The sequence below is a fragment of the Chryseobacterium oryctis genome (genome assembly GCF_025971925.1).
GTDB classification, from domain to species: domain Bacteria; phylum Bacteroidota; class Bacteroidia; order Flavobacteriales; family Weeksellaceae; genus Chryseobacterium; species Chryseobacterium oryctis.
Window position 1 is genome coordinate 101,062 of record NZ_JAPDHV010000007.1, and the last position, 20,210, is coordinate 121,271.

Sequence of the window (20,210 nt, forward strand, 5' to 3'; positions counted from 1 at the left end):
TTTTTAACAAAATTATTACTCGTCAATTATCATTTTTCATTTATTAATTTAAATTGATCATTGCACCTTTCAAATCCATATTTCCTGATGCATTTCCTGCGATTTGTACACCTTCAATTTTGACGTTTCCTGTTGCTTTCAGGTTGAGATCTTTATAGCTTTCAATAGTAATTCCCTGATCATCCATTACAATTTTATTATTGTTTTCATCCTGCATAGTAATGCCTTTCAAGTCATCGCTGATGGTAATTTTATTCCCTTTTGCCGTGCTTATCTCAATGCTTTTCTTTTCGTCATCCATGATGATTTTTGTACCTTCTTTGGTAACAAATCCTCTTTTGTAGTTTTCTTCTGCGATGGGAAAAGGCATTGCTCTGTTGCTACTGTACAAACTTCCCAAAATAACGGGTGTATCCGGGTTATTCCCAATACATCCTACAATCACCTCATCATTGATATTGGGAATGAAATAACTTCCCATTTCATTGGCTGCGTTTAAAGTCGCTAATCTTGCCCAAACTCCTTCACCGTTTTCGGATAAAACAGGAATTCTTACCTTAATCCTAAACTGATTATTAGGATCTTCCACAATTTGTGTAACAATACCTATCTGTAATCCATTTACAGAATTTGAATGTCCCAATTCGGCATTGGCATTGTTAATCCCTGACGTTGTATTCTGTGTGAAAGACCTCTCATTCTCCAGCCCATACGTAAATTCTGTTTTCCAGCATCCGTTTTCTATAATGTGTTCTTCTGTGGTGATAAGAAGCTCTTTACCGTCAATTTCGGAATTTACTTTATTGAAAGTTATATATTCCCCGATTTTGGCTTCCAGATTTCCAAAAGTGGCTACTTTTCCGCTGATAGAAGCAATCCTACTTTTAGCAATAATGGCATCTGCTACTTTTTGCAGAGTTTCTGGTTGTAAATTGGTTTCACTTATCCTTAGCGTATGTGGATTTTCTTCTGCTTCATTTTCGGAAGTGATTTCGCTTACCGATTGGCTTTCAATATCCCAATGCTGAATGGTTACTGAAGATTTTATCACATCAGGATCTATCCTTCCGTTAAAAGCAAAAACATTAATCCCGTTTTCCGCATTATACTTGACCTCTTTTTCTCCATTAATAATATCTACACAGGTAAATTCTGCATTTCTTAAAACCACAGGTAACCCTATAGAATCTAAAAATCCGACAATATAATCCCAAGGAACGGTAGAACGGTTGTGAGTAACATGTTCCTGTCCCCAACTTTGACCACTAAGATCGCTGCTCAATGTGAGATTACTGATAAAACTGGTTAATTTATCCTCAAAAGTTTCACTATCATTCTGTTCATCAGTAGAAGACTGTAAAAGGTTTAGCGCAATATCTTTACATTCTATTTTAGCAACTACATTGCAATTTTCATGATGTAAATCCAAAGATTTGATGACTCCTTTAAAAATGGTTTTCATCTCTTTTTTATAGGATATTTTCACCTCAATAGGTAATGGAGAAGCACCTTGCGGTCTGTTTAAAGATTGTAAAGGAGAATTGTTTCCTTCTTTAAAGTCTTCATCGGAACAGATAAATGTAAATTTGGCAAACGGAATTTTATTGACTTCAAAATGAACTTTCCCCTCAGACAAAAGATTATCCAGCCCCTGATTTTCATTATTGATCAGGAATTCTAACTTAAGCAAGGTTTCATCCGGATAAAAAGGTTTCATGTCTGGCATTTCTGTTGTCTATTTAATGGGTGGAAATTGTATTTTTTGTCCTACATCCAACTTTCTGAATGTGAGCAGCCTATTGTTTTTAGCAACATCTATATAATAATTTTCATTTTGATAAATGTCCTCTGAAAGTACCGTCAGCTTGTCATTCATTTTAGCCATTCTTTCATGGGTAAGATCGGGAGAACTTTTATTCTCTTTGGCGATCATTACTTTATAGTCTACCGTTCCTTTGAATGTACATTTCACTTTTGCACGAATGGGTCTTCCGTCTTTTCGAAACAGAGTATATTCTATTTCCATGGTTTTGAGCCTACAATCGAGGCTGTAGCCTCCCCATAAAATTCGGAGATAAGAGGTTTCATGAGTTTCCCCATCATATCCCATCAATAGTTTTTTGAACTCCTCCACATCCTTTTCTACGGTTTCCACTTCTACAAAAGGATTTACCATTGCGGGTTTTATGGCATTAGCAATATCACCCACTGCATCAAGAAGAGATTCTTCACCATTTCCGTCTTTTATTTTCCCAGGAGGTACTACTCCAGAACTATCAAAGACAAAATCAAAACTCACCTCTTCTCCTTCTATCTTGTTGAAAGTTAAATCTGTTCCCGACGTTCCAATAGCCTGTCCTTCACAAAAGTTTACCGAGTGATGCAGAGTATATTTTTCAGGATTAAGCTGAACAAAGATGGTTTTCTTGGGAGGTTCTATGTATTCTCTGGTAGGAAAAACCTCGATACGCATTTTATCAATAATGCCTAAAAGTCCTGATATCATCTTTCTGATTTTTCTTTAATTTTTTCCAGTACTTTTCGTATACATTCGTTAACGATTTCTGTTTTCATCTCCTGAAATTTTGAAGTATTCATTTTAAGATGATCAGGAAATCCGCTATTTTGAGGCTCGCTGACATTTATTTTTATTTTCAGCTCTTTGATCTCAATGGCCATATTAAGTAGATGTTAGAAACTACATGCCAAATATTCGATGTGAAATATTAGAAGAACACTCACACATCAATTATCATACATCAGTTATCACTTATAATAAGAGTAATTTTATCTAAAATCCGGGAACCGGTATTTCTTTGAAAAAATTGTATCTCAAGGTAATAGTTTCAATCACGATTTTGTTTTCTTCCGCGTTGAAATCTCCCAATTCATAACTCAACGGGATTGCATGAGAAACATACCATACTTTTACGGGGTTTCCATTTTCGTTGAGAAGAGTAATAATGAGATTTGCAGGAGAGAATATAAAATCTTCCAATGCCTGTGTACACCACATAGATATACCCGACATATCTGAGGTAAGACCTCTTTTCAGTACCAGATCCTGATATCCTGATCTTACGGGAAGGCTATGTTTGAATCTGTTTTGTCCGCCCTCCGTATAAGATTCTGTTTCCATGGTTACTTTCAGCCCTGTTACGCTCTGGAACTTAGTATCTACAGAGAATTGTGGGATCAGCTCGAAAATAACTGAAAAATAAAACCCTACTATTGGATTGCTATCAGACATGACGCTTATTATTTATATTCTATAGTAAAACCATGATTGGCAACTTCTACGGTATCAATAGCTGCTTCGTTAGCATCTGCTTTCATGTCTGTACATTTTAGGGAGACAATGAAACAGTCTTTAACCGTCCAAACTACTTTTGGCTCATGATTTTCGTCTAATAATGAAATAATAAGGGTTCTTTTTTCCACGGTATTGAGAGCCACAGTGTTGTACCAATCAAAAAATTCATTATCTCCGATGAAAACCCCTCTTTTGAGAGTGATATTGCTTACTTTCTGTAATCCCGGCATTTTCTTTTTAAAAAATTCCGGACTGGATCCTACTCTATGTTCGATTACATCCATTTCTTTATTAAGTCCTGAAACTTCTGTAAAGGCTATTTTACTTCCGCCCCAATCTACACTGAAATGAAACTTTGGCAGTGGAAAATCCATATTTGGCATAGCTATAGTTTTTAAAGGTTATTAGTTTATGATCTTTGTTGCATTTGTTTAAATTCAAGAATGATGAATTCTGCAGGTCTTGACGGTGCATAACCTATTTTTACGATCATTCTTCCTTCTAAAATGTCTTGTGCAGACATTGTCTCATTCAAACCAACAGAAACGAAAAATGCATGCTCAGCTTTACTTCCAGCCAATGCTCCGTCATTCCATAAAGTGGTAAGGTAATTATCAATCATTCCTTTTACACTTACCCAGGTTTGAGAAACATTAGGCTCGAATACGTATTGCATACACGCTTTTTTCACAGATTCCTCAATCATATTGGCTAATCTTCTTACGTTGATATACCTCCAGTCATTACTGTTTCCGGCAAGAGTTCTTCCGCCCCAAACCAAGAATCCTTTTCCTGAGAAGCTACGGATTGGGTTGATGGATTTGCCTGTCTCATGGATATTCATACTTTCCTGATCAGAATCATTAATATCTGCCGTAACTCCTATAATTCCGTTGACACTAATGTTAGCAGGAGATTTCCAAACTCCTCTTGTAGCATCAGTTTTAGCATAAATTCCTACGATTGCTCCTGAAGGAGGAATTGTATTCATACACGATGAAAGTTTTGTAATAATCGCTGAATAGAACGGAATCTGAACAACAAGATTGTTTTCTTCAAACAACATGAAATCATACATTTTTTTCATCATACCATCCATTGTATTAATTATACCGATATGTAATTTTTGTATAATGGCTTGTATATTCACAAAATCAGGTTCATCATGTGCAGGAACAGCAGGCGGACCAGCATCAGCAGGTATACTTACTTTTATCTTTGTGTCAAAAGGGTTTGGAGTACTTTCGGTATAGGTTGAAATATTTCCCCACACACTTTTGAACTTGGTATCATTATCCAAAGCAGAAAGATCATCAACATCAGTAACCCCATCAGTTTTTTTCAACTTTTCATAAGATTTTTTAAAGTCTACTAAATCCTGTGCGTGTGTTTTTAGGAAATTACTGATTAAATCCTGTAAAAATGTTGCGAATTTTGTGCTAGTGATATCAGGAATATCGGGTTTGCCCACTATTTCCAATAATTTCCAGCATTTGTCTACAGCTGTTTTCAGTTTTGCACCATCAGTAATAGCTTGATGCAACTTTTTCGGATTTGTAGCATCGGCGGGAGCCGGACTAGGATTCCAAGCCGTATTAATCGTATTGTAATCATTAATTAGCTTTTCATAATCCTCGATAGATTTTTTCAAATCTGTATTGGTTGAAAAAATTCCTTTAAAATTTACTTTACCCGCTGTATTTCCATTGATATCACTAAAACGGAAATCATAAGGAAATGCGCATTGCAAATAAGGATAATAAGCAGAGCCATATTTAAGATTCTGATTCCCTACCTTATCTCTGAAATTTGAGCTGTCAGTTTCTAATCCGTTTTCAGACTTTACATCCATCACCGTAAAACGATCCATAAGATCTGCACATTGCAATAGAGCCTGCTGATGTAACAGCCCTAATTTTGCAACATCCAGATTAATGGCATCAGGAAATAATAAAAGAGTGGGCTCATCAAATTTTCTTAACAAATCTAATCCATTAATGAAGGCTGCTTCACTCGTAATGGCAGATTTATACCCTCCAATAGAAACTATATAACATACACCTCCACCATTTGCATAGAACAACTTCATGCTATTGTATAATTTATACTGACTTTCTTCTACACTGCATGTGTCTTTCGGGGTATTATTTTCGTCTAGCTCTACAGTTACATTTTTTGGTGCGGGCGCCCCTCCAAAAGTCTGTTCAAATTCCATAAAAGATTTAATTCTTGTAGGAACAGTAGGTCCTTTTTCCGTGTATCCGATAAAAGCAGGAATTGCTGTCTCTACCTGAGCAACTGAAGGCGGGAACGCATCAATTTCATTGATGTAGACTCCCGGGGTTTTGATAGAACTTACATTCATGGCTGATAATTGTTTTTAGTTTTTATTTATGTTTCTCCTTGAAATTCGCCTGATTCTATATCTCCGATCAGACTGTTTTTATCATTCTCCCATAAGTTGATCTTCACTTTTTTAATGACTTTATCCTCAATTATAGGAGACTCCTGAATCATACATAACCTCATTTTATAAAGCATGGAGGGCATGTATTTTGATCCCAAATAAGACCACATTTGGTTCAGCTGCTCTGAAGTAAGACTTACGGTTTCCATTGTAATCTTATAGTAATGTTCTTTTTCCAGATTATTCTTTAATTGATAATTTTCATAAGAAATAAGTTCCGTATCATCATCTTTGTAGTAAAAAGAATTATTCTGCTGAAAATAAACTATAATGTTTTTAAGTTTATCTATTCCATCCAGATATTTAGTCATATCCTTATTGTATGAAGCAAATAAAAGAGACAATATCAAATATTGAGCGGGGTTTTTGTATTTTGAAATTTTTTCCTTGTCATTCGTATTGTTAAGATATACCGTTTGATTTTTAAGCGTTTTATCTTCTTCTATATTAACAATAGACAGGATAATCGGGGACTTAGTGTTTAAAAATTCGTCCCCATCATTTACCGTAGATATGTTAACAGTATCAATAATAGAACTGTTAGGATCTACTAGTTTACATAGTAATTCTATTATTTTTCGGAGATTCATGGGTTAGTTTTAGTCATATAAAGTTACCTAATATTTTAATACGAACATCCGTAAAATCCCTAAATTTTATATCCGTATTTTCACTAACCCCTGTAAAGTATTTTAAACAGGACTTATTTTATATTTTAGAGCTTGGTAAAAAAATCACATCTAGAAACTGTTTATGAGGAGAATTTCTATTAAAATAATATGCACAAAACCAATAGTTGATTTATTATTACAGCAATGAGCTAATGTGGAAGATTTTAAGTTATTTGATAAATAACCACAAACAAAAAAGTCGCCAAAATGGCGACTTTTTTGTTTGTGGTCCCTCTCGTCACATTCTCGAACTGCTTTGAATTGTTTCCCAACATATTACACTAATCTTCAAACTCTTACTGGCTCGAAACAAGTTGATTTTGAATTCGAATATTCGAAACTATTTTTTAGTTTTTTAATTCTTGGATTTTGATTTAATTTTGTTGTAAAGCACAAATGAATCCATGCAAAAATATAAAAAGTATCATTCTGATATTAAAGTCTGCTATGCTCTTGGAATCCAAAATGAAATCCTTCCTGAAAAGTTTGTAAAAGAAATTCCCGGTTCTACTTCATTTTATTGGAAAGATATTGGTGCGAAAAAGTTTGTAGGTTCTGAATTTGCTTCCGTGGTCCCTCTCGTCACATTCTCGAACCGCTTTGAATTATATATCAATACATTACACTAATTTACAAACCCTTACAGGGCTCGAAACATTTTCTTTCTTTTGATTGATGACGAATTTTCGTCAGACGTATTTTTTATTTTCTTTTGACATTAAAATGGATTTTTCTTTCAGTATTTTTGTGTTGATGAAAAAATACAACAGATATCATTCAACTATCAAAACTTCCTACGCTTTAGGTATTCACCAGCTGATTTTACCTGATTCTTTCACATCTTCAATTCCTCGTTCTACTTCTCAGAATTGGAAGGAACTCAATCCCGAAAAATTCGTAGGAAATGAATTTGCTTCTCAAATTGAAAACGATTTGGAGAAAATAAAAGTGATTCTTGATGAAAGAGTGAAGAAAATGACCACCGCTTTTCATACCTTTTGCCGTTTGTATTTAGCCATTCTCGAATTTATTGGAAAGAAAAATTTCGATAAAATTATTCTTCAGAATAGAGAATCGGTCATTGATATGGTGTCTAACCTTCCTGTTGAGTTTGATCGAAACTTGGTCTGTAAATTTCTGCAAATCACTCCACATCAATTTAAGATTTGGAACAGTAAACGGAGTTTTAAATGTCCGGTTTCATTAACCGGATATTGCACCAAGCGTTTTCCCAACCAAATCTCACAGCGTGAAATTAATGTTTTGAAAAGTTTGATGTCCCGAAAACGATTTTCTACGTGGAGTATTGCCTCGATTTGGGGATATGCCATCAAGAAAGGTCATATTTCAATGTCCCGAACTTCTTGGTATCGGTATTGTCTTCGCTTGGGCGTTACCGAAAAACGAAAATCCAGTAGAAAACTTAGAAAGAAAATCTCCGTAAGAGCATCTCGTCCCAATGAAATCTGGCATGCTGATGTTACTGAATTTGTTACTTCGGACAATGTAAAATTCTATATTCACACCGTTTTGGATAATTTTTCCCGAAAAATTATTGCATATTCTGTTTCTCGTGATAAAACAGCTAAAACAAGACTCGTTAGTTTGAAAGAAGCAATTCTTTTACAATTTGGTCAAATTCTTTCTCCTACTGATTTAGATCTCATTGTCGATGGTGGTTCTGAAAATAACAATTTTCGAATCCGAAATTTCATCCGGCATTGCCAAGTGAAAATTCACAAGAAAGTTGCTTTGAAAGATGTGCAATTTTCAAACTCGATGATAGAAGGACATTTTAAAATCTTAAAAAAGTTCTTTAGAAGTTATGGAGAAATTCACTCCAAAGATATTCATAAGGTTATGGAATATTTTGTAAAGGATTATGATTGTATTCGTCCTCATTACCAACATCAGTTTTATACACCTGACGAAATTCATAATAACCCAGAACTCGCTGATGTCAAACCTATACTAAACCGTATCAACAAGGAACGATTGGAAAACAATCGGAATTCCTGCTGTAAAGCGGCGTAAGAATTGGCGGAAAAATACGGTTCAGTAAGTATTCCTTCTATTCTATTTCCTGATCTCCATTTTACATTAAAGCCAAAGAGCTTTTTTCTCTTTTGAATTGAACAAAAATACCAAAATTTTGCTCTTTATACAATCCAAAAATTTCTTTTTTGTATTCTCACTACTTTGCACGAATACTCGTACATGCTGATTGTGAATTAATTACATTTTCAAAACCTAATTAATAAAAGAATTTTCCCTATTTTTTCTCAACATCATGTCTTGGGAGGGAGCCCTGCTACTCTTCTTTTGTAATTGATAATTCTTACCATTTTTTTGATTTTTGAGTTAGAAATAACACTATAAGAAGTTATATTGTACAGCACACGAAAACTCAGCTTTCAACTTGAATTTATAATTGTTCTGTAAAACTTTTGATTCTTATAAGTGGTATGGGGGATATTTTTGTTCTGAAAGTGGTGAGGGCCTTCAGAACATGGGGCTTTATGCATAATTTTTTTTCAAAAAAAATTTAATTAAATATTGATTGAATGTAAGTATATTTGCATTAAATGCTAATTGATATGAAAAAAAAGGCAATTAATAGATTAAAAGTTGTATTAGCAGAAAAAGGAAAAACAAATAAGTGGCTTTCACAACAACTAAATAAAAATGAAACTACTATTTCAAGGTGGTGTACTAATGAAAACCAGCCGTCTATGGAAAACTTAATAGAAATAGCTAAGTTGTTAGAAATTGATGTGTTAGAGTTAATTAACTCCACTAAAATCATTAGATAGAATGCAGATTAAAACAGAAAAAAAAACCATAAAATTAATTTCAAAAGAAAGAAATGCAAGCTTTTCACCTGAAGATAAAGTAAGAACAGAATATGTGAATAGGTTAATAAAGCACTACGGTTTTTCAATTGATCAAATGGAGCAAGAAGTTATTGCTATTAGTTCAGATAAAAATATAAAAACGTATGCTGATATCGTCATATGGACATCAAAAAAGGAGAAAGACCATGGTTCCGAACCTTTAATAGTAGTTGAATGCAAAGCTCAACAAGTTACAATAAGAAAAGAAGATTATTATAAAGGAGCTGAATTTGCCTCAATGGTAGGAGCAAAATTTCTTGTTACCGCAAACCAGAAACATGCAAAAGTATTCTCTAAAATATACAAAGTTGACAAAAAAAGATCCTCTTTTGATCTTGAAGAAATTCTAAATATTCCAAAAGCAGATGCAATCAATGATGAGAAAGAAATAAACGCTTTATTAGGTCAAACAATTGAGTTTGCTCGTGATGACTTTAGCCGCTTGCTTTTTAGATGTCATAACATTATTAGAAATAATGACAAATTATCTCCAGAAGCTGCATTTGATGAAATAAGTAAAGTATTATTTATAAAAACTCTATATGAAAGGGAAAATGAAAAAGGATTAATATATTCTTTAGAAGAATATCGTTCAGAAAAAAGTAATTGGGATAAAATAAAAAATGATGAAGACTTACCATTTTATAAAAAACTATTTGACAAAGTAAAAAGTAAGCACAAAAATGATGATTTATTTGAATCTAATGAAACAATTAGGATTAGAGAGAATAGTTTTGAAGCTATTATAAAAGAATTAGAAGTTTATAATCTTTCTACAACATCTGATGATATAAAAGGAATTGCTTTTGAACAATTTCTTGGTAGAACCTTTAGAGGCGAGTTAGGGCAGTTTTTTACACCAAGAACAATTGTTGATTATATGGTTGAAATCCTTGACCCACAAGAAAATGAAACCGTTTGTGATCCTTGCTGTGGAAGTGGAGGATTTCTAATAAAAACATTTGAATATGTCAGAACAAAAATAGAAGAAGATATTCAGCATGTAAAAGAAGAAATAAAAGATAAATATTATGGAAGCAATTTTATAAACCTAAGTGAGAAAGAACAAGAAAAAATAGATCATACTGTAAACGAATACTTTAACTTTCTTAATGCTGAATTAGATATATATAATCCTAACAGTAGAATTCGTAAGTTATCTTTCGATTGTATCTTCGGAACTGATGCTAATCCAAGAATGGCAAGAACTGCGAAAATGAACATGATTATGCACGGTGATGGTCATGGAGGTGTACATCATCATGATGGCTTGATAAACGTTAATGGTGTTTATGATGAAAGATTTGACATCATTTTAACCAATCCTCCATTTGGCGCAAGGGTAGAAAAAACATTAAGAATTATACCGTCTGACATACCTACAAATGAAAAAATTGAAGTTTATACTGCAAAATATGGAAGTGATTATGAAAAAAGGGTAATAGAGCCATTAAGAGAGTGGGCTGAATATAATAACGGAGAAAATCAACCAAAGGGAAAATCAGTTTTAAGTTTATTCAAAACAGGAGAAGTTAGTAGTTTAACTGAAGTTTTATTTATTGAACGTTGCTTAAATTTACTAAAGCCTGGAGGTCGAATGGCTATAGTTTTACCAGAAGGTGTTTTAAATAATGCAAAACTTCAAAAGGTCAGAGACTATGTTGAAAGCAAAGCTAAAATTATCAATATTACATCTATTCCACAAGATGTTTTTATTGCATCTGGCGCAACTGTAAAACCAAGTTTACTATTTTTTAAAAAATTTACAAATGATGAAGAACGTTTATATAATTCAATAAAAGAAGAAGCATCTAAAAGCATAAACGAGAAATATAAAAACGAAGTAAAACGGATAGAAAAAAAATTAAAAGAAAAAGGTCTGGATAAAGAAGAAAAAAAAGTATTAAGGGAAAAGCTTAAACAAATCAATCAATCAATCGAAGATGATATTAAATTTCAAGTTAAAAATAATTTTAATTATGAAATACCAATCATTGAAGTTGAGAAAGCAGGTATAAGCACTACAGGAGCGGCGATTGAAAATGAATTAGAACCTATAGCTAAAGAGTATAAAAAATATCGTATTAAAAATAAACTCTGGAAGGAAAACTATATTAACATAAAGTATAGTATTTTCAATAATAAGTTTCAAAGAACAATTGGTACACAACAACCAGAAGTATTTTACATAGAAAATGCAAATGACAATTGATAGAGAAAACACCAGCTCTATAAAATATGTTAAATTCCATGATATAACAATGTGGGATGTAAAAAGATATTCTTCCGAAAAAATCAAATCTGATTATCCTATAGTTAAACTTGGCACTCAAATTCGAGAGGAAAGTCATAGAGTAAAGCTTTCTGCTTTTCCAGAAGATGATTTTGGAATACTTGGAGTGAGTAATAAAATTGGGATTTTTGATGCTTATCAGGAAAAAGGAAAGAAGATCAATCAGCCATATAAGAAGATGGAGATAGATTGGTTAGCATACAACCCATATCGTATTAATGTGGGTAGTATTGGAATGAGAACAAAGGAGCATTCGAACAAATTTATCAGCCCTGCTTATGTAGTATTCAGTTGTAAAGAATCACTATTACCTGACTTTTTATATAAATTATTTAAGACACAACGATTTAACAAAATAATCAAAGAAAGCACAACAGGTTCTGTCCGTCAAAATTTGACGTTTGATATATTAAAAAGTTTAGATATAGCTCTACCACCATTAAACGTACAACATGCTTTATTAGCATCATACTATAATAAGATAGATAAAGCTATAATACAGGAAAATGAAGCAAGAAATAAAGAGCAAGAAATAAATGACTTTTTACTTAGTGTATTAGATATAAAATTCGGCGAAAACAAAGAAAAAAAGGCATTAACATTTGCAAAATTTAGCAATATAGATCGTTGGGCTATAGACTATTTATTTAATTTAGATTCAATAAAAGGCATCACAGAAGGGAAATATCCGGTCAAAAAAGTTAAAAGCTTTCTTTTATCATATCAATACGGTTTATCAGTAAAAGCTACAGAAATACCTATAGGAATCCCAATGCTAAGGATGAATAATATTTATAACTCAAAACTTGATTTAAATGATTTAAAGTATATCAAACTTAATGATGAGCAAAAAAGTAAGGTATTATTAAATAAAGGAGATTTACTTTTTAATAGAACCAATAGTAAGGAACTCGTTGGGAAAACTGCTATATTTGATTTGGATGATGAATATACTTTTGCTTCATATTTAATTAGGCTAAAACTAAATACAGAAATTGTTAATGTCCATTATATAAATTATCTTTTTAATTCTTTGATTGGAAGATCTCAAATAGACAGCATTAGTCGCCAAGTTTTAGGACAAGCAAATGTAAATGCACAAGAGTTACAGGATTTTGTGTTTCCTATCCCTAATTTAGAGATACAAGAAGATATAGTTTCAGAAATTAACAAGATTAAACTGAAAGCAGAAAGCTTGAAACAAGCAGCAGAAATTAATCGAATAAATGCAATTAATGAGTTTGAAGAGGCAATTTTTAAAAATTAAAAAATGAAAATAACATCTCTATACATAGATGATTACAAATTACTAAAAAATTTTACTATTGATTTTAAAAAAGACATTTCAGTACTTATAGGTGTAAATGGTTCTGGAAAGTCCAGTATATTAGAGTCAATAGCACAAATTTTCAGTAATGTTTTTCTAAATCAGAAATCAAAGTTTGGCTTTAGATTGATTTATGAATTGCGATTAGAAGAAATTTTAGAGCAAACAGCAACAACAAGTGAATTTAGAACTGATTATATTAAAGTTGAGATATCTGCACTTAAAAAAAATACTGATCTATCTTTTAAAGTTTTTGTAGAAGATAAAATCTTAGAAGATAAAGATAGTATTGAAAAACGATTCAATAGCTTTCAAAAAATACTACCAAGCAATATTATTATTTACTATTCTGGGCTTTCTGAGATTATGAAAAAAATTTGTGAACCACATGACCAAGTTCTTTCCAAACAATACAGAGATGGGAATATAAATATTCAGAGACCATTTTTTTATTTTGAACCTGCTTTATTCGAAATAATTTTAATTAGTCTTCTATCTTATGAGTTTGGAGATATTCCAGATTACTTGGCTGAAAGGGCAAAAATAGATCAGATTGAAAGTATTACATTTAGATTAAAAAAGCCCACTTGGGCAAAAGGTAAAGCTATTAATTGGTGGGGTGCAGATGGAAAAGTAAAAGATTTTTTAGATTTTCTTGGTAGTATTGGGAAACCGTTAATTATAGATGAAAAAATATCTTCAACAGGCAGACCTGGCAATGTTATCATAGAGGCTTGGCAAGATGAGATTTTAATAATTACAATTATTGGTCAGGAAAAACTATTTGAAATACGTGAACATTTCGTAGAAGAAAAAGCTTTATTTAAAATTCTTAACACCCTTTATATTGATGGTTTATGGATTGATGCCAAATTTAATTTTATAAATAAAGGTGAGAAAAAAAAATTCTCTGTTTTGAGTGAAGGTGAGCAGCAGTCTATTATAATTAAAGGTTTAATAGAACTTGTGACAGACGAAAATACATTGTTCTTATTTGATGAACCTGACACTTATTTACATCCGTCTTGGCAAAGAAATTTTATTGAGGAAATAATCAAATTTACAGAAATTAATCAAGCGGTATCAAGTCAATTCTTGATTACAACTCATTCACCTCAACTATTGAGTAATGCTATCCCTGAAAAGTCAGATGTCCAAATATTAGAAGATGGAGAAATAATTAAAATTACACCCAAATACTATGGGAGGGATATAAGCACTATTTTGTATGAATTAATGGGAGTTGAAAGAAGAAATAAGAAGGTAACAAAGCAGTTAAGTAAGCTTTTTAATTTGATTGAAGATGAAGAACTAAATAAAGCCAAAGAAGAATTTTTAGTAATGTCAGAATTACTTGGAGAAGACGATCCCGCTATTTTAAGAGCTAAAACGCAAATTGATTATTTGGAAGAAGCTATAAATGAAACAGATAATTAAAATTCAAGAGCCAAATTCTTTGATTAAACACAGAGCAAATCAACCTGCCTTTTATGATGGATTATCTCAGGAAGCTAAAGAAGAACTACGAAAAAATTTACTTACTGAGCAAGGGCATATCTGTTGCTACTGTATGAAAAGAATACCTGAGAATACAAGCCCATATATGAAAGTAGAGCATTACAAATGTCAAGATTATAATGCCGATTTACAACTAACATATTCAAATTTATTTGGAGCTTGCGCTGGTGGCGAAGGAAAACCCAAAAAGCTACAGACTTGTGACACCCAAAAAGGTAACCAATCACTAACAATAAATTTATTAACAAATGCTCCAAATTGTGAGACACAAATCAGATATAATGCAAACGGAGAAATAAGCTCTGATAATGATGAAATTGATAGACAATTAAATGAAGTCTTAAACCTGAATATGCAAACACTGAAAGATGGACGAAAAGAGATTTATTTAAGTGTTCAAAAAGAGGTTGAAGCAAAGAGTAAACAAATTGGTAATAAGCAATTAAAGCTAAAATATTTTCAACAAGAAAAAGAAAAGTGGCTAACAAAAAAGGATAATAAATATAGGCAGTTTTGTATGATAGCAGTTTATTACTTAGAAAAAAAAATTAGGCAAAATCAGAATTAGTATCATCCCAGAATTAACTGGGATGATTGCCACTAACTCAAAAACCAATGATAATCAGAATTACCATTGAGACTTTGTTGAATACCTTTGGTAAAATCAAAAGCATTCAAATTTCTATCTAAAAATGTATCTATATAACTGCTTTTATTGGCTTGCGTAAAAAGATTGTAGAGACTCCAAAGATTTATATCTCCATCATTATTTCTACAGAAACTTTCATCTTCATAATAATCTTTTGTAATGGTGTTGATATGACCATCAGTAAATTGGAGTAATGGTATCTTTAATTTCTCTTTTTTAGGTAAATGCTGATATAACCTTGTTCTACCTAATAATTGAGCAAACTGACGTTCAGTTAATGAGTAATCTGCAAGCTCTTTCATTTCAGATAAATGTTTCTCAGCATTATAATTGTTAAGTACCTGGAAAAGGTTAGATTGTAGTTCTTCATAAGAGCTAACCTTCAAATCATCAACAAATCCATCACTCCATACACAGAGATTACAGCATACTTTATTCTGAAAACCAACAAAGAATTTAAACTTCTCAAAAGTTTTCTTATTGTACAGATTCTCCCGATTATAGGCTCTAACTCCACCAATTGTTAATGACAGTTCATTACCGTTAATAATATCTGTTATTGCAGGTATTTTAACAATAAAAGCCATCCTTTCATAATAAATAGTTTTCTCATGGTCTAACAAATCCTTCACATTCTTATAAATAGCACCTGGAGTCCTACCTTTGATTTGATGAGAAACCCTTATTTCAGGCTCACTGATAGAATGGTTAGGAAATACATTGGAAATACAATTTTGAGATATTTCTATAAACTCCTGATGACTAATAGTCTTTTCGTTATCCTTGCTGAATACAGGTATAATACATTCATTTTTTAAATGTTGTAAATTAATTTCCTGTGTATTAGCTTCTATGAAAGGTTTATTTTCATAAGTTGAATTTTGAGAAAAATTCACAACCCTACCAATATCTTTAATATTATTATTTATTATATTTTCTTTCGGTAACTCTATTATGTTAGCACTTTTTGCTGGTCTTAAATCAAAAGCCTGCTCTAATGTAGCAGGCTTAATGTGTCTTAGTGTGTCCATTTGTTGAATAATTTTTAGGATTGGATAGTTGTATTAGGAAACTCTTTTTCTCTTCATAATGAGGTTTTAGGTTCTCTTGATATTCAGGATATTGCTTATATAAAGCCAGTAATTCAGCTATATCATTACAATACTGGATTTGTTGAATTACCTGCTGTTCATTAAGAACATTTTGATTTCCAGGTACGCCACTATTACACCAATCTAAAATCTGCTTCCCTGTCAATTCACTTATCTGAAATTCAGGTTTTCCCATAAATAAGCCTGTTCTGTCTTTACTTGACACAGCATAATGCTTAATGTCAATATCAAAAACCAAAGTAAATTCGTAGTCTAATCCATCTCTTTGAACTGATTTCAGACCTACTTTTTCAGGAGTGTATTTACCATCTTTTTGGTTCAATACATAGTCCTGTTTAGTTCTCATAGTGGCAATGATATGAGCATTGGTTTGAAGGATTTTATCTACAAATGCTTTCTGTCTTGGAGTAACCTTTGCCCAGTTAGTAAAGCTGTTTCCCGCTAATTTGGAATGAAAATCCAACAATTCATCCCATTCATGAGAAATGGAATCTATAACAATGACTTCCATTCCAGCTTTTTCACAAACTTCAATAGCCTTAATGTAATTCTCAGGTGTGAACGGTGGTGTCATTGTCAAGACATTGTAATTACCTAAATGAGCATATAAATCAGCACTTCCATTTTCTGTATCAATTACAGCTACCTTTGATAAATCGCCATTAGTCAGTCCTTGTGCTATAAGTAATGAGGAATAGGTTTTCCCTGTTCCTGATGCACCTTGTAGAGCCATTTTGATTTTGGCTCTCTTTCTTTCGCTTTGTCTTAATTGCATAATATTTTTTGTTTAATGGTTAATCTTAAAAATTTAATTATTATGTAGTTCTAATACATATCTATCACTGTAGTATTTTATCATTTATCTTGATTTTAATTTAATACCTCAATCACCAATACCAAATTGATAATCATCAATTTATGATATTTTAGAGGCTTTATATTTTTTGTATATTCATATAATTTTTGTATATTTAAATGTTGAAATTCTTTGAATAAAACATGAAGCAAGGATTCATTTTAGGAGTGTTGGTGGTTCTACTCTAAAAATCTAATCCAGCCTAATTCTCAGGAATTAGCCCTTTCTTCTGAAAGGGGTTATGTTGTTAAATAATACAACACTAAATACCACCAAGAACCATCTTGGAAGTGAACCCAGAAAAAATCCTGATGAGGTATTTCAGGTAGAAGCATGTAAACAGTTTCGTGAAACTTTTCCTGTTTATATTCCCAATAATTTTGATATTACTGGATTAGTTAAACAGAATCCCCCTAATTTTAAGTATCACAAAGACTATTTTCTTTATTTAGTGCATCTTGTTACTGACATTCAGTCAAAAAATAAAGATGTAGAATACGATTTTATTCCTTTTTACAGTCCTCTGATTCAAAGAAGAGTAAGAAAATATAGGGACTATCTAAATTACTTAGTGGAGAATAAAGTTCTTGAAGAAAAGAGACAGTATGTAGTGGGTAAGCAATCAAGAGGATTCTGTTTTACATCAAAATACCAAACAGAAGTTAAGCTTACTTTTATTACTAAATCAACTTTAATAAAATCCATATCAGAATTTATTAGAATTAAACCAAAAGAAACTTGTGAAGATTCAATAAATTTTGAACCTGAAAGCAACTTAGGTTATCTTCTTAAATGGTATAATCATAAATTGACAATAGATTTTAAAGGTGCTAAATTATATTTAGAGGATTTGAGAAGTCAAGATGAAAAACATTTCCTTGATAAGTATAAAGCAATGTCAAGATTTAATAGCAGATACATTGTTTTGTTAAAACTACAAAGGCAAGAATTTATTCATACTATTGACTCTACAGCAGGCAGGCTTCATACTGTTTTAACTCAACTCAAAGGTGATTTAAGACAGTTTGTCAAATATGATGGAAAACCTTTAGTGGCTATTGATGTAACCAATTCTCAACCCTATTTATCTACTGTGTTTTTCAATCAGAATAAATATAAAAGCAATAAACTTTTAGAAAGAATCAGATTGTACAATAAATCCTATAAAATAAATATGGAGCATGAGAACTTTGTTCCTTACTTTTTGGAAAAGAAGATTAAAGAATTTGCTAAACTTGATGATGTTGTTAGCTTTATTGAAATTGTAAAATCTGGTCAGCTATATGAGAAGTTTGGTGAACTGCTAACTTCTAAAGGCTTAATTAATCAAGAGAATCCAATAAGAAAACAAGCAAAGGAAATAATTTTCAGTTCAATATTTAGTCCTAATCAATCCATAGCTTATAATCAGCCTATGCAGATTTTTAAAGAAAACTTCCCCAATGTTTATGAGATTTATAGGTCAATAAAACAGAGTGAACACAGAACGTTAGCTTGTGTATTACAGAATCTTGAAGCTGATTTAGTTTTACATCAAGCTTGTAAAATCATTTCAGAAACAAGACCAAATGCACCATTATTTACATTACATGATGCAATTATTACAACGGATGAACATAAAAATTTTGTTAAAGATGTATTACACGATGTATTATTAAATGCAATAGGTATTCCACCTACATTAAAATTTGAAGAATGGAAAAAGGTAGCTTAAAAACTACCTTTCCAACTTCTTACTTAATTTAATCATCTGTTCACTCACTTTCTTATTTACTACTTTAGCATAATGTTCCTGAGTAATGGTAATTTTAGAATGCCCTAAAAGTTCACTAACAATTTCTATAGGCACATCATTATACAATAAAACAGTTGTAGCAAAAGTTTTCCTTACTATGTGATGGGTAAGATTCTTCTGAATACCTATTATCTCTGCAATTTCTTTTAAATAAGAGTTGAATTTCTGATTACTTATTTTAGGTAATATTCTATTGATATTTCCTATTTTCTGATATTTCTCTATTATGTTAGCACTTTTAGACAGAAGAGGTATAGAGATTTCCTTTTGAGTTTTCTCTCTTATCATCTTAATCCAATAATTTCCATCAAATCCCTTAACAATATGTTTTGCTTCCAGGTTTGACATTTCATTATATGCCAAACCTGTATAGCAACAGAAAATAAACATATCAGCTACTTGCTGTAATCTGAATTGTGAAAATTGATGCTTTTCAAGTGATTCAAGTTCCTCTGTAGTAAGATAAACAACCTCTTTCTTTATTAATTTAACTCTGCAGAGAATAAAGGGGTCTTTATCAATTATTCCTTCTGAAATTGCTATTCTAATCATTCTTCTGAATCTTTGTATTGTTTTATTAACAGTTGCAAGAGCTAAGTTCTTTTCATATTTTAGATAAAACTCATAATCTTGAACAAACTTCAAATTCATATCTTTGAACTGATAATCATTCTTATTGTACTGGTGCTTTAAATAGTCTTTCAGTAATTGTTTTGCCTGTTTAAACTTCCAAAGAGTACCAATTGTATAGTCTTTACCAACCAGCTTTTCTAACTTATCATTATGTTCGTTAAAAACATGAAGTACTGTTTTGTTTTTTTTGGGAATTCCCCCCTTATATTGTAGAAAAATATCTTCTACATCAAAAGTCTCTTCATTAACCTGTAGAAATAAAAAAGCCTGATTAATTTCATTCTTAATCAGACCTAATTGTGTATTAATAAAACTGTTTTCTTCATTGGGTGGTTTAGCCTTCTGCTGTTTACTATTCCAATTATTAGGATTTATGAATAACCCTAAAGAAAACTCTTTTCTATCTTGTTGAAATGTAATCCTACATCTTATAGGACACTTTCCCTGTTGATTAACTTTTACTTTTTGTAATAGAAAAAGTATTGATAATTTATTGTTATTCATTGATTTATAGTTTAGAATATGGTACACCAAAATAGAAAAATGATACACCTAATTGAATGCCTTTTAGACATTCAAATTAATTTTAAAATTGATAAAATTTAGAGTATTTAAAAATTCAACAGTATAGTAAACTATTGAAAAACAGTATATAAAAACAAAAAAGCACCTACATTACTGT

Annotated in this window: 18 protein-coding genes; 8 read left to right on the plus strand and 10 right to left on the minus strand. The window is 31.6% G+C overall.

The annotated features are described in order from the left end of the window. Window positions 1-43 precede the first annotated feature (43 nt). The 7 genes from OH806_RS14385 to OH806_RS14415 all read right to left on the minus strand — a co-directional run bounded on the left by OH806_RS14385 (window position 44) and on the right by OH806_RS14415 (window position 6,370). A complete protein-coding gene (locus OH806_RS14385; protein WP_264744370.1) occupies window positions 44-1,717 on the minus strand; it encodes a phage baseplate assembly protein V in 1,674 nt (557 codons plus the stop codon). An 18-nt stretch (window positions 1,718-1,735) separates the two neighbouring features. Next, on the minus strand, window positions 1,736-2,506 hold the full coding sequence (locus tag OH806_RS14390; protein WP_264744371.1) for a CIS tube protein: 771 nt from the start codon (window positions 2,504-2,506) through the stop codon (window positions 1,736-1,738). Further along, on the minus strand, window positions 2,503-2,679 hold the full coding sequence (locus OH806_RS14395) for a DUF5908 family protein (RefSeq protein ID WP_264744372.1): 177 nt from the start codon (window positions 2,677-2,679) through the stop codon (window positions 2,503-2,505). Before OH806_RS14395 ends, OH806_RS14390 begins: the two co-directional genes overlap by 4 nt. A 112-nt stretch (window positions 2,680-2,791) precedes the next feature. Beyond that, complete coding sequence (locus OH806_RS14400) at window positions 2,792-3,250, minus strand: phage tail protein (RefSeq protein WP_264744373.1); 459 nt, start codon at window positions 3,248-3,250, stop codon at window positions 2,792-2,794. A gap of 8 nt (window positions 3,251-3,258) precedes the next feature. Next, window positions 3,259-3,687: a phage tail protein gene (locus OH806_RS14405; protein ID WP_264744374.1), complete on the minus strand. Its 429-nt coding sequence runs from the start codon at window positions 3,685-3,687 to the stop codon at window positions 3,259-3,261. 35 nt (window positions 3,688-3,722) lie between these two features. Next, window positions 3,723-5,678 carry a phage tail sheath family protein gene (locus OH806_RS14410; RefSeq protein ID WP_264744375.1) on the minus strand — a complete coding sequence of 652 codons (1,956 nt, stop codon included), beginning with the start codon at window positions 5,676-5,678 and terminating at the stop codon, window positions 3,723-3,725. 26 nt (window positions 5,679-5,704) lie between these two features. Beyond that, a complete protein-coding gene (locus tag OH806_RS14415; RefSeq protein WP_264744376.1) occupies window positions 5,705-6,370 on the minus strand; it encodes a DUF4255 domain-containing protein in 666 nt (221 codons plus the stop codon). 485 nt (window positions 6,371-6,855) lie between these two features. Between OH806_RS14415 and OH806_RS14420 the strand changes: the two genes are divergently transcribed. The 7 genes from OH806_RS14420 to OH806_RS14450 all read left to right on the plus strand — a co-directional run bounded on the left by OH806_RS14420 (window position 6,856) and on the right by OH806_RS14450 (window position 15,051). Beyond that, window positions 6,856-7,080, plus strand: coding sequence for a hypothetical protein (locus OH806_RS14420; RefSeq protein WP_264744377.1), 225 nt, complete (start codon window positions 6,856-6,858; stop codon window positions 7,078-7,080). A 94-nt stretch (window positions 7,081-7,174) separates the two neighbouring features. Further along, a complete protein-coding gene (locus OH806_RS14425) occupies window positions 7,175-8,485 on the plus strand; it encodes a DDE-type integrase/transposase/recombinase (protein ID WP_264744378.1) in 1,311 nt (436 codons plus the stop codon). Between the two features lie 563 nt (window positions 8,486-9,048). Further along, window positions 9,049-9,264 carry a helix-turn-helix transcriptional regulator gene (locus tag OH806_RS14430; RefSeq protein ID WP_264744379.1) on the plus strand — a complete coding sequence of 72 codons (216 nt, stop codon included), beginning with the start codon at window positions 9,049-9,051 and terminating at the stop codon, window positions 9,262-9,264. 1 nt (window position 9,265) lies between these two features. Next, window positions 9,266-11,557, plus strand: coding sequence for an N-6 DNA methylase (locus OH806_RS14435; RefSeq protein WP_264744380.1), 2,292 nt, complete (start codon window positions 9,266-9,268; stop codon window positions 11,555-11,557). Continuing rightward, window positions 11,541-12,905, plus strand: a complete 1,365-nt coding sequence (locus OH806_RS14440) for a restriction endonuclease subunit S (protein WP_264744381.1) — start codon at window positions 11,541-11,543, stop codon at window positions 12,903-12,905. The genes OH806_RS14435 and OH806_RS14440 overlap by 17 nt, the downstream gene beginning before the upstream one ends. A 3-nt stretch (window positions 12,906-12,908) precedes the next feature. Then, window positions 12,909-14,402 carry an ATP-binding protein gene (locus tag OH806_RS14445; protein WP_264744382.1) on the plus strand — a complete coding sequence of 498 codons (1,494 nt, stop codon included), beginning with the start codon at window positions 12,909-12,911 and terminating at the stop codon, window positions 14,400-14,402. Further along, window positions 14,386-15,051 carry a retron system putative HNH endonuclease gene (locus OH806_RS14450; RefSeq protein ID WP_264744383.1) on the plus strand — a complete coding sequence of 222 codons (666 nt, stop codon included), beginning with the start codon at window positions 14,386-14,388 and terminating at the stop codon, window positions 15,049-15,051. The genes OH806_RS14445 and OH806_RS14450 overlap by 17 nt, the downstream gene beginning before the upstream one ends. Before the next feature lie 32 nt (window positions 15,052-15,083). Here OH806_RS14450 and OH806_RS14455 read toward each other — a convergent pair whose 3' ends face one another. Both OH806_RS14455 and OH806_RS14460 read right to left on the minus strand, forming a co-directional pair. Continuing rightward, window positions 15,084-16,163, minus strand: coding sequence for a DUF3871 family protein (locus OH806_RS14455; RefSeq protein WP_264744384.1), 1,080 nt, complete (start codon window positions 16,161-16,163; stop codon window positions 15,084-15,086). Next, window positions 16,141-17,019 carry an ATP-binding protein gene (locus tag OH806_RS14460; protein WP_264744385.1) on the minus strand — a complete coding sequence of 293 codons (879 nt, stop codon included), beginning with the start codon at window positions 17,017-17,019 and terminating at the stop codon, window positions 16,141-16,143. Before OH806_RS14460 ends, OH806_RS14455 begins: the two co-directional genes overlap by 23 nt. Before the next feature lie 322 nt (window positions 17,020-17,341). Here OH806_RS14460 and OH806_RS14465 point away from each other — a divergent pair, with 322 nt between their 5' ends. After that, a complete protein-coding gene (locus OH806_RS14465; RefSeq protein WP_264744386.1) occupies window positions 17,342-18,814 on the plus strand; it encodes a hypothetical protein in 1,473 nt (490 codons plus the stop codon). Between the two features lie 3 nt (window positions 18,815-18,817). On the opposite strand, the gene OH806_RS14470 is transcribed toward OH806_RS14465, so the two are convergent. Further along, entirely contained in the window at window positions 18,818-20,032 is a 1,215-nt protein-coding gene (locus tag OH806_RS14470; protein WP_264744387.1) for a site-specific integrase, read from the minus strand. Window positions 20,033-20,210 lie beyond the last annotated feature (178 nt).

Coding starts and splice junctions, on each gene's coding strand:
- OH806_RS14440 (WP_264744381.1), top strand. CDS start 11,541: ATGCAAATGACAATTGATAGAGAAAACACCAGCTCTATAAAATATGTT.
- OH806_RS14425 (WP_264744378.1), top strand. CDS start 7,175: ATGGATTTTTCTTTCAGTATTTTTGTGTTGATGAAAAAATACAACAGA.
- OH806_RS14420 (WP_264744377.1), top strand. CDS start 6,856: ATGCAAAAATATAAAAAGTATCATTCTGATATTAAAGTCTGCTATGCT.
- OH806_RS14395 (WP_264744372.1), bottom strand. CDS start 2,679: ATGGCCATTGAGATCAAAGAGCTGAAAATAAAAATAAATGTCAGCGAG.
- OH806_RS14405 (WP_264744374.1), bottom strand. CDS start 3,687: ATGGATTTTCCACTGCCAAAGTTTCATTTCAGTGTAGATTGGGGCGGA.
- OH806_RS14410 (WP_264744375.1), bottom strand. CDS start 5,678: ATGAATGTAAGTTCTATCAAAACCCCGGGAGTCTACATCAATGAAATT.
- OH806_RS14390 (WP_264744371.1), bottom strand. CDS start 2,506: ATGATATCAGGACTTTTAGGCATTATTGATAAAATGCGTATCGAGGTT.
- OH806_RS14435 (WP_264744380.1), top strand. CDS start 9,266: ATGCAGATTAAAACAGAAAAAAAAACCATAAAATTAATTTCAAAAGAA.
- OH806_RS14445 (WP_264744382.1), top strand. CDS start 12,909: ATGAAAATAACATCTCTATACATAGATGATTACAAATTACTAAAAAAT.
- OH806_RS14430 (WP_264744379.1), top strand. CDS start 9,049: ATGAAAAAAAAGGCAATTAATAGATTAAAAGTTGTATTAGCAGAAAAA.
- OH806_RS14460 (WP_264744385.1), bottom strand. CDS start 17,019: ATGCAATTAAGACAAAGCGAAAGAAAGAGAGCCAAAATCAAAATGGCT.
- OH806_RS14465 (WP_264744386.1), top strand. CDS start 17,342: ATGTTGTTAAATAATACAACACTAAATACCACCAAGAACCATCTTGGA.
- OH806_RS14400 (WP_264744373.1), bottom strand. CDS start 3,250: ATGTCTGATAGCAATCCAATAGTAGGGTTTTATTTTTCAGTTATTTTC.
- OH806_RS14415 (WP_264744376.1), bottom strand. CDS start 6,370: ATGAATCTCCGAAAAATAATAGAATTACTATGTAAACTAGTAGATCCT.
- OH806_RS14385 (WP_264744370.1), bottom strand. CDS start 1,717: ATGAAACCTTTTTATCCGGATGAAACCTTGCTTAAGTTAGAATTCCTG.
- OH806_RS14450 (WP_264744383.1), top strand. CDS start 14,386: ATGAAACAGATAATTAAAATTCAAGAGCCAAATTCTTTGATTAAACAC.
- OH806_RS14470 (WP_264744387.1), bottom strand. CDS start 20,032: ATGAATAACAATAAATTATCAATACTTTTTCTATTACAAAAAGTAAAA.
- OH806_RS14455 (WP_264744384.1), bottom strand. CDS start 16,163: ATGGACACACTAAGACACATTAAGCCTGCTACATTAGAGCAGGCTTTT.